Annotated in this window: 14 protein-coding genes and 4 tRNA genes; 12 read left to right on the top strand and 6 right to left on the bottom strand. The window is 59.6% G+C overall.

Annotated elements, in window-relative coordinates; all coding sequences use genetic code 11:
- The first annotated feature begins 25 nt into the window (after positions 1 to 25).
- The 5 genes from OHL18_RS00500 to OHL18_RS00480 all read left to right on the top strand — a co-directional run bounded on the left by OHL18_RS00500 (position 26) and on the right by OHL18_RS00480 (position 1,839).
- The gene (locus tag OHL18_RS00500) at positions 26 to 298 is read left to right on the top strand and encodes a hypothetical protein (RefSeq protein WP_263372872.1); all 273 of its coding nucleotides are present in this window, start codon (positions 26 to 28) and stop codon (positions 296 to 298) included.
- The gene (locus OHL18_RS00495; RefSeq protein ID WP_317890477.1) at positions 295 to 681 is read left to right on the top strand and encodes a type II toxin-antitoxin system VapC family toxin; all 387 of its coding nucleotides are present in this window, start codon (positions 295 to 297) and stop codon (positions 679 to 681) included. The genes OHL18_RS00500 and OHL18_RS00495 overlap by 4 nt, the downstream gene beginning before the upstream one ends.
- A 61-nt stretch (positions 682 to 742) precedes the next feature.
- Complete coding sequence (locus OHL18_RS00490) at positions 743 to 1,012, top strand: type II toxin-antitoxin system Phd/YefM family antitoxin (protein WP_263372871.1); 270 nt, start codon at positions 743 to 745, stop codon at positions 1,010 to 1,012.
- Complete coding sequence (locus OHL18_RS00485; RefSeq protein WP_263372870.1) at positions 1,009 to 1,398, top strand: type II toxin-antitoxin system VapC family toxin; 390 nt, start codon at positions 1,009 to 1,011, stop codon at positions 1,396 to 1,398. The genes OHL18_RS00490 and OHL18_RS00485 overlap by 4 nt, the downstream gene beginning before the upstream one ends.
- A 27-nt stretch (positions 1,399 to 1,425) precedes the next feature.
- Positions 1,426 to 1,839: a DUF2442 domain-containing protein gene (locus OHL18_RS00480; RefSeq protein WP_263372869.1), complete on the top strand. Its 414-nt coding sequence runs from the start codon at positions 1,426 to 1,428 to the stop codon at positions 1,837 to 1,839.
- A gap of 139 nt (positions 1,840 to 1,978) precedes the next feature.
- Here OHL18_RS00480 and OHL18_RS00475 read toward each other — a convergent pair whose 3' ends face one another.
- The 6 genes from OHL18_RS00475 to OHL18_RS00450 all read right to left on the bottom strand — a co-directional run bounded on the left by OHL18_RS00475 (position 1,979) and on the right by OHL18_RS00450 (position 8,567).
- A complete protein-coding gene (locus OHL18_RS00475) occupies positions 1,979 to 2,458 on the bottom strand; it encodes an energy transducer TonB (RefSeq protein WP_263372868.1) in 480 nt (159 codons plus the stop codon).
- 324 nt (positions 2,459 to 2,782) lie between these two features.
- Positions 2,783 to 3,757, bottom strand: a complete 975-nt coding sequence (locus tag OHL18_RS00470) for an AraC family transcriptional regulator (protein WP_263372867.1) — start codon at positions 3,755 to 3,757, stop codon at positions 2,783 to 2,785.
- A gap of 67 nt (positions 3,758 to 3,824) precedes the next feature.
- A complete protein-coding gene (locus OHL18_RS00465; protein ID WP_263372866.1) occupies positions 3,825 to 4,886 on the bottom strand; it encodes an NAD(P)-dependent alcohol dehydrogenase in 1,062 nt (353 codons plus the stop codon).
- A gap of 223 nt (positions 4,887 to 5,109) precedes the next feature.
- Positions 5,110 to 5,925, bottom strand: coding sequence for a hypothetical protein (locus OHL18_RS00460; RefSeq protein ID WP_263372865.1), 816 nt, complete (start codon positions 5,923 to 5,925; stop codon positions 5,110 to 5,112).
- A gap of 103 nt (positions 5,926 to 6,028) precedes the next feature.
- A complete protein-coding gene (locus OHL18_RS00455; RefSeq protein ID WP_263372864.1) occupies positions 6,029 to 7,396 on the bottom strand; it encodes a PQQ-dependent sugar dehydrogenase in 1,368 nt (455 codons plus the stop codon).
- Between the two features lie 106 nt (positions 7,397 to 7,502).
- Entirely contained in the window at positions 7,503 to 8,567 is a 1,065-nt protein-coding gene (locus OHL18_RS00450; protein WP_263372863.1) for a hypothetical protein, read from the bottom strand.
- Between the two features lie 171 nt (positions 8,568 to 8,738).
- Here OHL18_RS00450 and OHL18_RS00445 point away from each other — a divergent pair, with 171 nt between their 5' ends.
- The 7 genes from OHL18_RS00445 (at position 8,739) to tuf (ending at position 12,675) form a co-directional block, all read left to right on the top strand.
- Positions 8,739 to 9,926: a serine hydrolase domain-containing protein gene (locus tag OHL18_RS00445; RefSeq protein ID WP_263372862.1), complete on the top strand. Its 1,188-nt coding sequence runs from the start codon at positions 8,739 to 8,741 to the stop codon at positions 9,924 to 9,926.
- Between the two features lie 300 nt (positions 9,927 to 10,226).
- Positions 10,227 to 10,302, top strand: a tRNA-Thr gene (locus OHL18_RS00440).
- Between the two features lie 192 nt (positions 10,303 to 10,494).
- A tRNA-Tyr gene (locus OHL18_RS00435) sits at positions 10,495 to 10,581 on the top strand.
- A gap of 264 nt (positions 10,582 to 10,845) precedes the next feature.
- Positions 10,846 to 10,920: transfer RNA gene (locus tag OHL18_RS00430), tRNA-Thr, on the top strand.
- Between the two features lie 29 nt (positions 10,921 to 10,949).
- Positions 10,950 to 11,024, top strand: a tRNA-Gly gene (locus OHL18_RS00425).
- A gap of 52 nt (positions 11,025 to 11,076) precedes the next feature.
- Positions 11,077 to 11,385: a hypothetical protein gene (locus OHL18_RS00420; protein WP_263374564.1), complete on the top strand. Its 309-nt coding sequence runs from the start codon at positions 11,077 to 11,079 to the stop codon at positions 11,383 to 11,385.
- 102 nt (positions 11,386 to 11,487) lie between these two features.
- The gene (tuf, locus tag OHL18_RS00415; RefSeq protein ID WP_263372861.1) at positions 11,488 to 12,675 is read left to right on the top strand and encodes an elongation factor Tu; all 1,188 of its coding nucleotides are present in this window, start codon (positions 11,488 to 11,490) and stop codon (positions 12,673 to 12,675) included.
- Positions 12,676 to 12,741: the final 66 nt, after the last annotated feature.

The following is a 12,741-nucleotide window of genomic DNA, read 5'->3' as shown; positions in this document are numbered from 1 at the left end:
AACCCCGCTCTACTACCCTAAACCCATGAAGGTCAGCGCCCAGTACGCGCAGGAGCACTTCGCCGATCTCGCTCTCGCCGCCTCAAACGGTGAGGAGGTTGAGATCGAGGTGTATGGCCAGCCGATGCTTGTCCTCCATCAGCGGCGCACTTCCATTCCCTTCAAGCGCACAGCACCGCGCATCCTGGGTGAAGGCATCGGAGAGATGGTCGTGCCCGAATGGGATGAGTGGAAGGCCATCGACCGGGAGCTAGAGCGCGAACTGAACGATCATCCGCTGATTCAGGGTGAGTTCTGAGATACCTGCTTGACTCGCACGCTGTCGTTTGGGCGATCTATTCGCCGGATAGGCTCTCCCCGCTCGCAACGACGCTTCTGTCCGACCTATCCAATGAGTTTGTCGTCAGCCACGTTACGCTTCAGGAGCTTCTTAACAAGGTCGGGCGTGGCAAGCTGCCTATCGCCGGGACATCCTTGACCGGTGTCTTCGCCCGCATCCAGAGACTTTCCGACAGCTTCCTGCCTGTGACGCTCGATCACATTCTTGCCGCAGCGAGTCTACCGCAGATTCATCACGATCCAGGCGACCGCCTGCTTGTGGCCCAGGCTTTGGCTGAAAGCATTCCGCTGATGACGCTCGATCCAGAGATTCGGGAGTATGCCGTGCCGACGATCTGGTAAACGTCCATGTCCAGCGCAATACTGGATTGACCCCACAACCCCGCTCCACTACCCTAAACCCATGAAGGTCAGCGCCCAATACGCGCAAGAGCACTTCGCCGACATCCTCACCGCCATCGACACCGGCGAAGAGGTGGAGCTCACGCGCCCCGGCCAACCTTCGGTGCGCCTCGTCCTCGTGGAATCTGCTTCCGCAAAGGAGCAGCCTGCAACGGGCAAGCGCATCCTCGGCGCTGGAGTCGGCGAACTTCGCGTGCCCACCTTTGAAGAGTGGCAGGCGATGGATGCTGACCTCGGCGACCGCCCTCTTATGTCGTCGGGCGAGACTTGAAGCTCCTTCTCGACTCGCACACGCTGCTCTGGGCGATCTACGCTCCGCCCATGCTGACAGATCGGGTGAGAGAACTGCTCGCTGATAAGGACAATGAACTCGTCATCAGCCATGCCGTGCTCTGGGAAATCCTCAATAAGGTTGGTCGAGGCAAGCTACTCTTGGCTGGTACATCCGTTGCGGGAACGATGCAGCGTATTGACGAGCTCGGCGTGACCTTTCTTCCAATCGACCGCTCTCTGATTCTCTCTGCCGCGTCGCTCCCACACCATCACAGCGATCCCTTCGACCGAATGGTCATTGCTCAAGCAATTGCGAACAATATTCCTGTTCTGACACGTGACGATGAGTTCTATAAGTACGACATTCAGGGAATCTGGCAATAGTGCTATTCGCAGCATGGAGGGAGATGCATGATCTCTACTGACGAATACGCCGCCGCCACGGCTCAAATGGGCGAACTCCGCAGCAATACGCCACACGCCGTCGCTGCCCGTTACGATCGCAAAGCTGACCGTGTCGTGCTGACCCTGAGTTCCAAGGTAGAGCTCATGTTCTCGCCGAAAGACGCGCAAGGCCTGGAAGATGCCACTCCCATTCAGCTCTCTACTATCGAAATCACACCCTCGGGCTTCGGCATTCACTTCCCCAAGCTTGATGCCGATCTCTACGTCCCCGCGCTGCTTGAAGGCTTCCTCGGCTCGCGCAAGTGGATGGCCTCCCGCCTTGGTGCGCAGGGTGGCAAGTCTCGCAGCACCGGCAAAGTCGCCGCCGCCCGCGCTAACGGAGCTCTTGGTGGGCGTCCTCGCAAGGTCGCCACACGGTAAGCGGGCAATGTTCCTATTGGCGGTAGATACAAAACCTTCTACACAAACAAAACTGGGCGGACTCATCGAGTCTGCCCAGCGGGGTAGAGGCAAAAGGTTTGCAGCAGGGCGAGCCGGATCAAGCTTCGCCTTCGAATCTTTAGAAGCTGGGGGCGTGGATGATGACCTCGAGGTTCACTTCCACCTCGGTGGGCTGGTGGTTCAACTGGCCGGGCTTGTAGCGGTACTTGGCTACCGAAGCGAGGACGTTGTTGTCGAGCTCCGGGCCGGCGGACTTGGTGATCTTCAGATTGGTGGGCTTGCCGGCCTTGTTGACGATCATCGAGACGACGACGACCTTGTCTTCACCCGACGCGTGCCAGCGGACGTCGTTGTCCGCGTGGATATCGGCCTGCGAAATCAGCTCGGGCGGGGTGATGCCGGTTGTGACGCGGAGCGGAGAGGCTACTGGGACACCGTCGAAGCCGTAGGCGACAGCCGAGGGCTGACCGGGCTCTGCCGGCAGGGTCAGGCGAGCTTCAATCACGGGCGACGCCTGAGTGGTTGCAGGCACCATTGCCTGGGCGTGAAGCATGGTCGGGAGCAAGAGGGCGGCTGCAATCGTAAGAGCTTGGCGCATAAGAACCTCGAATTTGATTAGAAGTAACCTTCATCACTATAAATTTATAGATATACGATTGTCAATGAATTTCGAAAAGACGCTAAATACCTTTATTTTTAGCGACATCTTTCCTCAGTGGAGTGAAGTTTATAAAACGTATGTCGGAAAACAGCGTCGCTGAGGAAGCGAATGAAACGCCATCCGGGGAGGCTCATTTCTGTCTCTGAACGAGCAGAGTTCATCCCGCTTCGAAGAGGACATCGCGCAGACACGGGATGGATAAGGCGAGGGTTGCGACGGAGTTGCGGGGGATCAGCGTTCGGTCCGGAAGCTGATCCCCCGCTATGTCAGGCAGGCTTCGAGTTCTTCTGTCGTCTCGGGCTGGGTTTTCGATCGTTCCAGTTCGCGCCAGTGTGCTGGCGGGAGACCTTCCCAGGTACGGAAGGCGCGGACGAAGGAGTTTGAGTCGACGTAGCCGAGCATGTAGGCAGCCTCGTTGAGGCCGAGCATGGAGTTCTTCAGATAGTGGCGGGCCAGCTGGTGGCGCGACTGCTCCATGACTTGCTGGAAGGTGAAGCCGTCGTCCTGCAGGCGTCGCTGCAGCGTGCGTGAGCTGAGGTGCAGCTCACGGGCGATCTCCCGCATCTTTGGGCGGCCACCGATGAGCTTTCGTTGAATAGCTGCGCGGACGCCTTCGGCGAAGGTGTGCTGCGCGCCTGTCTGCTTCAGCTCCTGGTCGAACTGCGGTGCGAGCATGCCGAGGAGTTCGGCGTTACGCGTGATGAAGGGTAGCGCGGTGTCGGACTCGCGGAAGATGATGGAATTTTTTGAGCCGCTGTAGGTGACGGGGCAGTCGAAGTGGCGCTCGAACACTCTGTGTTTAGGGGCCGGTCGCTTCAACACGATGCGTAGCGGGGAGATGGATTGGCCGGTGCCGTGGCGGGCGATCGACAGTATCCAGGCGAAGCAGAGGTCGGTGAGGACCTTGGGTTCGGGGCTCTCAGCCAGGAGCCAGCGGAAGTGGATGCTCCACTCTCCGGCGTGGGTCTCGTGATGGATCTCCTCGGGGCAGGAGAGCGTCTTGTAGCGGGCTACCTGGCGCATGGCCTCGCCAAAAGACGGGGCAGCGAGAGCGGCAAGGGTGATGGGGTCGAAGTTCTCGGCCTTTGCTTCTGTACCCAAAGCGAGGCCGATGGAGGCGCGGCCGGCGCGGCCTATTTCACACCAGAGAGCGAAGAGCTCCTCGGTCGTGACGAGGATGCGGGGCTGGTCGAAGAGGCCTGGCGGCAGGCCCGCGCTTTGAAGCAGAGCAGGCACACGGATTCCCGCTTCCTGCAGTCTTGCGTGCAGTCGGCCGGGAATCCGGAAGTGTCTGCCCATGGGGTTATGCCTCGGTCTTGAGCGATGCCATGTCGATGACGAAGCGATACTTTACGTCCTGCTTCAGCAGGCGGTCGTAGGCGTCGTTCACCTTCTGGATGGGGATGATCTCGACGTCTGAGGTGATGTTGTGCTGGCCGCAGAAGTCGAGCATCTCCTGGGTCTCGGCGAGGCCGCCGATAGGCGAGCCGGAGAGGCTCTTACGGCCAAAGAGCAGGTTGAAGGCAGAGACGGCGAGGGGCTTTTCGGGAGCGCCGACGAGGCAGATGTTGCCGTCGCGGCGAAGGAGGTTGAGGTAGGCGTTGATGTCGTGGTCGGCGGAGACGCAGTCGAGGATGAAGTCGAAGCTGCCTGTATGTTTTGCCATCTCATCGGCGTTCTTCGAGACGACGACTTCGTTCGCGCCGAGGCGGATGGCGTCGTCCTTCTTGTTGGGCGAGGTGGTGAAGAGAACGACCTCCGCGCCGAGGTGGTGGGCGAACTTCACGCCCATGTGGCCGAGGCCGCCGAGGCCGACGACGCCGACCTTCTTGCCCTTGGTCACTCCCCAGTGGTGCATGGGGGAGTAGGTGGTGATTCCGGCGCAGAGCAGCGGTGCCGCGCCTGCGAGGTCGAGGTTCGAGGGGACTTTGAGGACGAAGCGCTCGTCGACGACGACGCTGTCAGAGTAGCCGCCGTAGGTGACGCCGCCGGTATGCTTGTCGGGGAAGTTATAGGTGAGGGTGGCGTTGGGGCAGAACTGCTCGAAGCCAGCGAGGCACTCCGGGCAGGTTCCGTCGGAGTCGACCAAGCAGCCGACGGCGGCGAGGTCGCCCGCCTTGAACTTTGTGACAGCGGAGCCGACGCTGGTGACGCGGCCGACGATCTCGTGGCCGGGAACGCAGGGGTAGACGGTGGGCATGAAGCCGCTCCACTCGTTGCGGGCCTGGTGAAGGTCAGAGTGACAGATGCCGCAGAAGAGAATCTCAATCTGCACATCGGTCGGGGTTGGATCGCGCCGCGCGATCGTGGTGGATGCAAGCGGCGATGACGCACTGGCAGCGGAGTAGGCTTTTGCGTTGTACATGTGTCAAAGAGTAGATCGTACTGGACTTGAGCGAGATGCAAAATGCGCCAAAGTTTACGCAGAACGCGCCAAGGGGAGAAGTTTTGAAGCGGTTTAACAAGAAAGCGTGAAGCGACCGAATGCAGCGGCGAGATGGAATCGCTCGGGGTCCTTCGACTTCGCCACGCGCGATGAGACCGCGCGTGGCTTCGCTCAGGATGACGGACGGATCAGGTTTAGGCGATTAAGGCTTTACGGGTGAGGTTTTGATCAGGGTGCAGTCGGTCAGTTCGTAGGGGGTTTCCTGGCCGTCACCGTACTGCACGATGACGCGCTTTGGGACCAGAAGATCGTCGACGAACTGGTAGGAGTAGATGAAGCTTGCTTTGTCCTCATCCTCGGACGGAGAAGAGGAGCTTGCTGCCTTGGTCTCGGCTGCCAGTCCGGTTGCTGCATGGGTGGTGACGGTCTTGAGCGAGGTGAGCAGCCAGCCGTGGGTGCTGGTGTCGAACTCGGGAGTGAACTCGGTGGTAGTGCCGTTGAGGTGGCTTTCGCCGTGGGTGATCTTCAGCTTCGGGTCGAGGTCGAGGATGGAGAAGAAGGTTCCGCCATCGAGCGTGAGCCGGTAGCCGGTGGGTACGGACTCGAAGCGGTAGGAGGTGGCTTCGAGGGGAAAGATGCGGTTGCTGAGGAAGGGGTCCCAGCCATCGAGGCTGGCTTTGACGAGGTTGTTCAGGATCTTCTGGCGGCTGGCTACGGGCGATCCGGCCAGCGGCTGGGCACCGGGATAGGTGCCCTTCACGACAGCGCCTTTGGCGTAGTCGTTCACGACGTTGGTCGTGGCGCTCTTGAGTGATACGAGGGTAGGTTCTTTTGCGGGAATCTTACGGCCCGAGGCGCGTTCGAGCACCGCCGCCCAGTCGAAGGACACGTTGCAGGAGAAACCCTGTACGCCGCGGTCTGAAGGCAGGTAATAAGCGTGACGAACCTGGGTCAGAAGAGCTTTTTGATCGACCTTGGCCGTCTGCTGTGCCCATGAGTGGCCTATTGAGGCCGTCATGAGCACAGCAACAGCGGTAGTTAGAAAAGACCTGCGGTGCCCGTTCAACATGAATCTCATACCTTCGCGCTTCCTCCTATCCAGTCTAAAGCGCGAGCATGAATTATCGAGACTGGGTGCCTTGGTCTGCTGCCGGAACCGAGGCGTTTGCCTTGTTGCCGGTGTAGGTGACGTGCCATACGGTGCGGCTGCCATCGTCGGTGACGAAGAGCGAGCCGTCGTGTCCCACGGTGACGCCTACAGGGCGTCCCCAGACCTTGCCGTCGTCGGTGACGAAGCCGGTTAGGAAGTCTTCGTATTCGCCGGTGGCATGGCCGTCTTTCATCGGGATACGGATGACCTCATAGCCGGAACGCTTCGCCCTGTTCCACGATCCGTGCTCGGCGGCGAATCCATCGCCGTTGTACTCGGCGGGGAAGGAGTCGGAGCGGACGGGGGGAGCGTAGAAGGTGAGTTCCAAAGAGGCGAAGTGAGGGTTGACCAGGACGTCCGGGGTGAGGACCTTTGACTTCAGTTCGGGGTGGGTGCCGATAAGGCGTGGATCCTGGTGGCCGCCCATGTAGTACCAGGGCCAGCCGTAGAATCCGTCTTCCTTGACCGAGGTGATGTAGTCGGGGACGAGGTTGTTGCCGAGGCGGTCGCGTTCGTTGGTGGAGCACCAGAGCTGGCCGGTGATGGGGTTGATGGCCTCACCGACGCAGTTGCGGAGGCCGTAGGCGTAGACCTTGACGAACTTGCCTGCCGGGGTGAACTCGAGGACGTCGGCGCGATGGAACTCGCCGGGGTGGGTGTCGGGGTCGTCGACGTTTGAGGCGGAGCCAACGGAGATAAGCATCTTGCTGCCGTCCTTGGTGAACACGACATCGCGGGTCCAGTGGCCGCCGCCGCGAAGCTGGGCGTAGCCGGGAAGGGTGGGAACGATGGTCTCTGGTGCGCCGGTGGCCTTCAGGTCGCCGACTTTGTACGCGAAGCGGACGACGGAGGTGGTGTTGGCGATGTAGACCCACTTGGGGTTCGGGCCGGAGGGATAGAAGGCGATGCCGAAGGGATGATCGAGGCCGGTGGCGAAGGTCTCCGAAGTGACAACCTTGCCGTCAGCTCCGACTCCGCGAAGGACCTTGACCTGACCGGCTTTGCTGTCGGCGAGGAAGAGATCGCCATTGGGCGCGGTGCGGATGAGGCGAGGCTCGGTGAAGCCCTGGGCGTACATCTCCACCTTGAAGCCTGCGGGCGCGACGGGCCACGCACCCTCGGGCCGCGCGATCACCGGAGGGCCGTTATCGACGGACTCGTCTGGCTTCGGCTCGGGAAGGTCAGCGACGGTGAGATGACGGCGGACGCCGGGGTGTTCCTTCGAGTAGTCGGTGAAGGCGTCCTGCCCGGTAAGCACGGTGCCGGATTGGGCGGTCGCGAACGGTGAGATAAGGACAGCGGCGGCAGCGAGAGCGAAGCACTTGGAGCGGAGGGACATGTCTGAGACCTCAAAGAGGATTCGGTAGTGCAGTGACGCTTGGGGATCGGGCTGAGATTCAGAAATCCCAGAAGCTGGGATTCAGTATTCAGCTATGGGATGCGGTTTAGTGTGAATCGGGTGTTGCGTCCGCAGTAGCCGCAGTCAACTGTTTCAGGATATCGATAGGGACCGTCGCCGTCAGGGTAGCGCGGTCCTTCTGAGAGACAATCTTGACGGATTCGAGGAACTGCTTGACGGCAGCGTTCTCTGGCGACGACTGCTGCTGGCCGGGATCCAGTTGGGACTGGACGTTCTGGATTGAACGGAATAGCTGGAGCAGGGCAGAGAGTGCACTGGCAGATTGCTCCGCTTCGGCTGGAGTTGGCAAGAGTTCGTCGATTCGGAGGCGCAGGGCGGTAGTAAAACGCAGGCTCGCTACGAAGGTGGTGTCTTCAGGAAGTGGAAGCTGCATGCCGAAGGCGGTTACCTTGCCGTTCTCGGAGAAGGGAAGACCGATGTGTCCGATGGCCCATACGGTCGAAAGCAACGGGACATCGTGATAGCGGGCGCTGAGCAGGGATGAGCCGGAGAACGGCGAAGCCGAGGCGCGGTAGCGGTCGAGGATGGAGTGAATCTGCTCGGCCGTCGGCATGTTCGAGGCGGCGAGGGTGTCATATCCCAACTGCGTTACACGGAGCAGGCGGACGGCTTGTGCCGGCTTCCCATCATTTGATGGGACTTCGACCAGCGCTACGGGAACGGTGTAGATGTCGTGTCCTGCGTAGTTCTCTTTCGCTATGGCTATGGAGGCGAGGTACGCGGCGAGTCTTGTGCCATCGAAGCGGCCTTCGAAGACCTCGGAGTAGGCGACTGGGCCGTTGGGGCCGTTGGGGTCGTCCATGCGGTGCAGGGCGAAGGCGGCAGCGTCGAGATCGCGCTCGAAGACGATGCCGGTCGCGTCGATGAAGTGCTGATATTCGGCACTCATTTGGACTGGGCGCTTGCTCCACTCGCGGTCGAAGTGGGTCGCCGATCGAACCGGCTTCAGGTTCACATAGACGATCGCGTCGGACTCGGGGAGCAGGCGCGCTACCTCTGGCGGTGCCTCCTTCTTCAGGAAGAGGGCGATGGCCAGCGCCGCGATCAGGACAAAGATGAGCAGTAAAGAGTAGCGGGTGCGCTTATGCATGGGCAGGACGAATCATCTGCCTGTCAGGATAGCGCTCTTGCGGCAATCTGGGAGAAGAGGACGACGAGAATCGTGCTCTTGCAGGCGATGGCTGGGCGGGCTCTCGGTTTGCGGAGGTATGCTGGTGGTCGCCGATCAGAAGTCAATCGAGCGTGGCGATTAGGAGACGACGTGCTTCGAGGTACATTCGCGCTACTCTGCGCATCTTTTCTGTTCTGGGTTGCACCTACACTCTCCGCGCAGACTATACCCGGCAATGCGGCGATTGACGCCGAGGTGGGCAGGATCATGAAGCGCACCGAGGCGAAGGGGATCGCTGTTGCCGTGATCGATCATGGCACGGTCGGTTACGTGCAGTCGTATGGAGTGCGTAACGCGAAGGGTGATCCGCTCGCGACTGACACCGTGATGTATGGCGCGTCGTTGACCAAGACGGTCTTCGCCTACACGGTGATGCAGTTGGTGGATCAGGGAAAGATCAGCCTCGATACCCCGATCAAGGATGACCTCGACAACCCCTTGCCGAGCTATGGCCCTGATCCGGTCTTTCCGGACAAATATGGGCCGTATAAAGACCTCGCCAGCGATCCGCGATGGGAGAAGATAACGCCGCGGATGTGCCTGACGCACTCGACCGGCTTCAGCAACTTCTGGTTCATCGAGCCGGACGGGAAGCTGCATATTCACTTCGATCCCGGAACGCGCTTCAGCTACTCAGGGGAGGGGATGATCCTGCTGCAGTTTGCGGTGGAGCACGGTCGCAAGGCTCAGGGATTGGGACTTGATCTTGGCGATCTGACGAAGGCGAACTTCGATCGCCTGGGAATGACAAGGACGAGCCTGACGTGGCGCGAGGGGGAGGACCCGAACGTCGCGAACGGCTGGAACGATCAGGGTGAACCGCAGCCGCATAGTAAGCGCAGCAAGCCTCGCGTGGCGGGATCGATGAACACGACGATCTCGGACATGGCGAAGTTTACGGCTGCTCTGGTGCGGGGCGATGGTCTTAGCCCAGCATCTCGCGCCGAGATCACGAAGCCGAGCCTGCACATCACGACGGCGAATCAGTTTCCTTTGTTTGGCGCGGAGCTGCCGGTAGCGAAGCAGCGGAAGGATCTTTATGCAGGGCTTGGAGTGATCGTGTTCGATGGGTCGCAGGGGCGTGGGTTCTTCAAGGGCGGACACGATGGGCAAACGGCGAATACGATGGTTTGTCTTGAAGCGAAACAGCGGTGCGTGCTGATCCTTTCGAATGATGTTCGGTCGGAGGCGGGCTTCGCGGAGATAGTGAATCTCATTCTTGGGGATACGGGCTTGCCCTATGACTGGGAGTACGGGGACCGGGCGGGGAGGTCCTAAGCATGAGTGCTACAGATGGAATTGCTCTGTTCGTCATCACATCGGCAGCCATTGGGGTGACGCATCTCAGGAGAACACTTTTTCAATACCTCATCCATCGACCATCACTGAGGACGAGGATGTATCTCCAATCACGAAAACGGCGAAAGGAGGGCTTGAAGTGAGGTACTGATCGTCGCAGTTCACGTTGCCCGCAAACCCCGGCTATGCTAAAGTTGAGACTTGCGGCGCACTCTGCGTTGACACGGTGGCACGTTCTATACCGGGTTGCACAGGGAGCAAAGCAGGGCTTGTAAATGGGCTGGCGTAGCTCAGCTGGTAGAGCATCTGATTTGTAATCAGAGGGTCGGGGGTTCAAATCCCTTCGTCAGCTCCAGTTTCACTACAGCCAGTTGGAATGAAAAGTTTTGACGGTATTGGTTGTACCTGCGAGTCGTTCTGGCGCGTAGAACTCCACCACTCCTTCAACGTAGTTGGTCCCGCCGTGAATGCGGTTTGTCCGCAGGCGCGAGATTGGGAGTTGAAAGGCGTGAGAGTGCTGCGTTTTCTCAACGGTTTTCAGGCTAGTGCACAGGTGGCCGAGTGGTTAATGGCAGCAGACTGTAAATCTGCCGGGTTATGCCCTACGGAGGTTCGAACCCTCCCCTGTGCACCATAAATTTTGTGAAATTTTGATCGGAAGATGCGGTCGAATCTGTAGTTTTGAACGTGGCTGGTGAGTTGTGGATCTAAGCCCTGCGGGCAGCGGCCGGATGGTAATTGCACTGCTGCTGATCGGTTTGATCGCTGCGAGTGCGTTCTGGACGATGGAGCCGGGCAAGTTTCGTAATCTGTGTTTTATCCTGCTTGCGTTTTTTGCGTTCCGTGTCGTGCTCGGCAGGCTGCGTTCGCGATAGGATTGTATGGTTGAGTTTCACAGGCTGGCGTAGCTCAGTGGTAGAGCACTCCCTTGGTAAGGGAGAGGTCGAGAGTTCAAGCCTCTCCGTCAGCTCCATAAGTTTCTTAAGGCCGTTGTCACGTAGGGCGGGAGTAACTCAGTGGTAGAGTCACAGCCTTCCAAGCTGTTGGTCGCGGGTCCGATTCCCGTCTCCCGCTCCAAAGATTTGAAGCCCAAGCAAGAGTTCGTTGCAGGAGATTTACGTTGAGCGCTGTGTATCAGCAGGCTGTCCTTGAAGTAGCCGACCCGCAGACTTTTGGCACGGTTCGTGGAGCGATCGAGAACGCCTTCTCTGCTGCGCGCGTCGCGGATTTCCTGAAGTCGATCGAGCGAGTCGGGCTTCGTGTTCGATCGTTCGAGGCCGTGCTGAAGGCTGGGCGGCTCGGAGCTTCGATTGCCGCAGAGTATGCCAAGCTGGGCAATGGCGACCAGGGCCAGATTCGCGAGTTCTATCTCGCAAGTCTTGAGAAGGTCGCTCCCGAGGTTCGGGACAAGTATTTCAAGCTCTACGCATATTATTGATCCCGAGTTTGATTTTGAGTGAGCACGCCGGAGTTCAACGTGCTCGATCGTTCGTGAACGGAACTGCCGGTCAGCCGGCAAACTACTAGGAGAATAGTTGTCATGGGTAAGGAAAAGTTTGACCGGTCAAAGCCTCACGTAAACATTGGAACGGTGGGTCACATCGACCACGGCAAGACGACGCTGACGGCGGCGATCACGAAGGTGTTGTCCAAGCACAACCCGCACAACATCTTCCGTTCGTTCGACACGATCGACAACGCTCCGGAAGAGCGCGAGCGCGGTATCACGATCTCGACCTCGCACGTCGAGTACGAGACCCCGAACCGCCACTACGCGCACGTTGACTGCCCAGGCCACGCCGACTACATCAAGAACATGATCACCGGCGCGGCGCAGATGGACGGCGCGATCCTCGTGGTTGCAGCGACCGACGGCCCGATGCCCCAGACCAAGGAGCACGTTCTCCTTGCTCGCCAGGTTGGCGTACCGTACATCGTTGTGTTCCTGAACAAGTGCGATGCGGTTGAGGATGAAGAGCTGATCGAACTGGTCGAGATGGAGGTTCGTGAGCTTCTTTCGAAGTATGAGTACCCCGGCGACGACACCCCGATCATCCGTGGTTCGGCTCTTGGAGCTCTGAACGGCGAAGCGCAGTGGGAAGCGAAGATCGACGAGCTGATGGAGGCTGTCGACAAGTACATTCCTCAGCCCGAGCGCGCTGTGGATCTTCCGTTCCTGATGCCGATCGAAGACATCTTCTCGATCTCTGGCCGTGGAACGGTGGTCACGGGCCGTATTGAGCGCGGCAAGATCAAGGTGGGCGAGGCCTGCTCGATCGTTGGCTTCCGCGACACCCAGCAGACGGTCTGCACCGGCGTCGAGATGTTCAAGAAGCAGCTCGATGAAGGTCTTGCGGGCGACAACGCTGGCCTCTTGCTCCGCGGTATCGCGAAGGAAGATGTGGAGCGCGGCATGGTTCTGGCGAAGCCGGGATCGATCACGCCGCACACCGAGTTCAAGGGCGAGATCTACGTTCTGAGCAAGGAAGAAGGCGGACGCCACACTCCGTTCTTCAACGGCTACCGTCCCCAGTTCTACTTCCGCACCACCGACGTTACTGGTTCCGCGAAGCTGCCGGAAGGCACCGAGATGGTGATGCCGGGCGATAACATCCAGCTCGAGATCACGCTGCACACGCCGGTCGCGATGGAGAAGGGTCTCCGCTTCGCGATTCGTGAGGGCGGACGCACGGTTGGCGCGGGTACGATCTCCGAGATCATCAAGTAAGAGCAGGGTGTAGGGGATAGGGTTTAGTAAAGACTGAACCAGTTATAACGAAAACGGCGAGCTTCG

Origin of the sequence: Granulicella aggregans (assembly GCF_025685565.1) — a bacterium.
GTDB lineage: Bacteria > Acidobacteriota > Terriglobia > Terriglobales > Acidobacteriaceae > Edaphobacter > Edaphobacter aggregans_B.
This window is presented reverse-complemented; position numbering and strand designations above follow the sequence as displayed.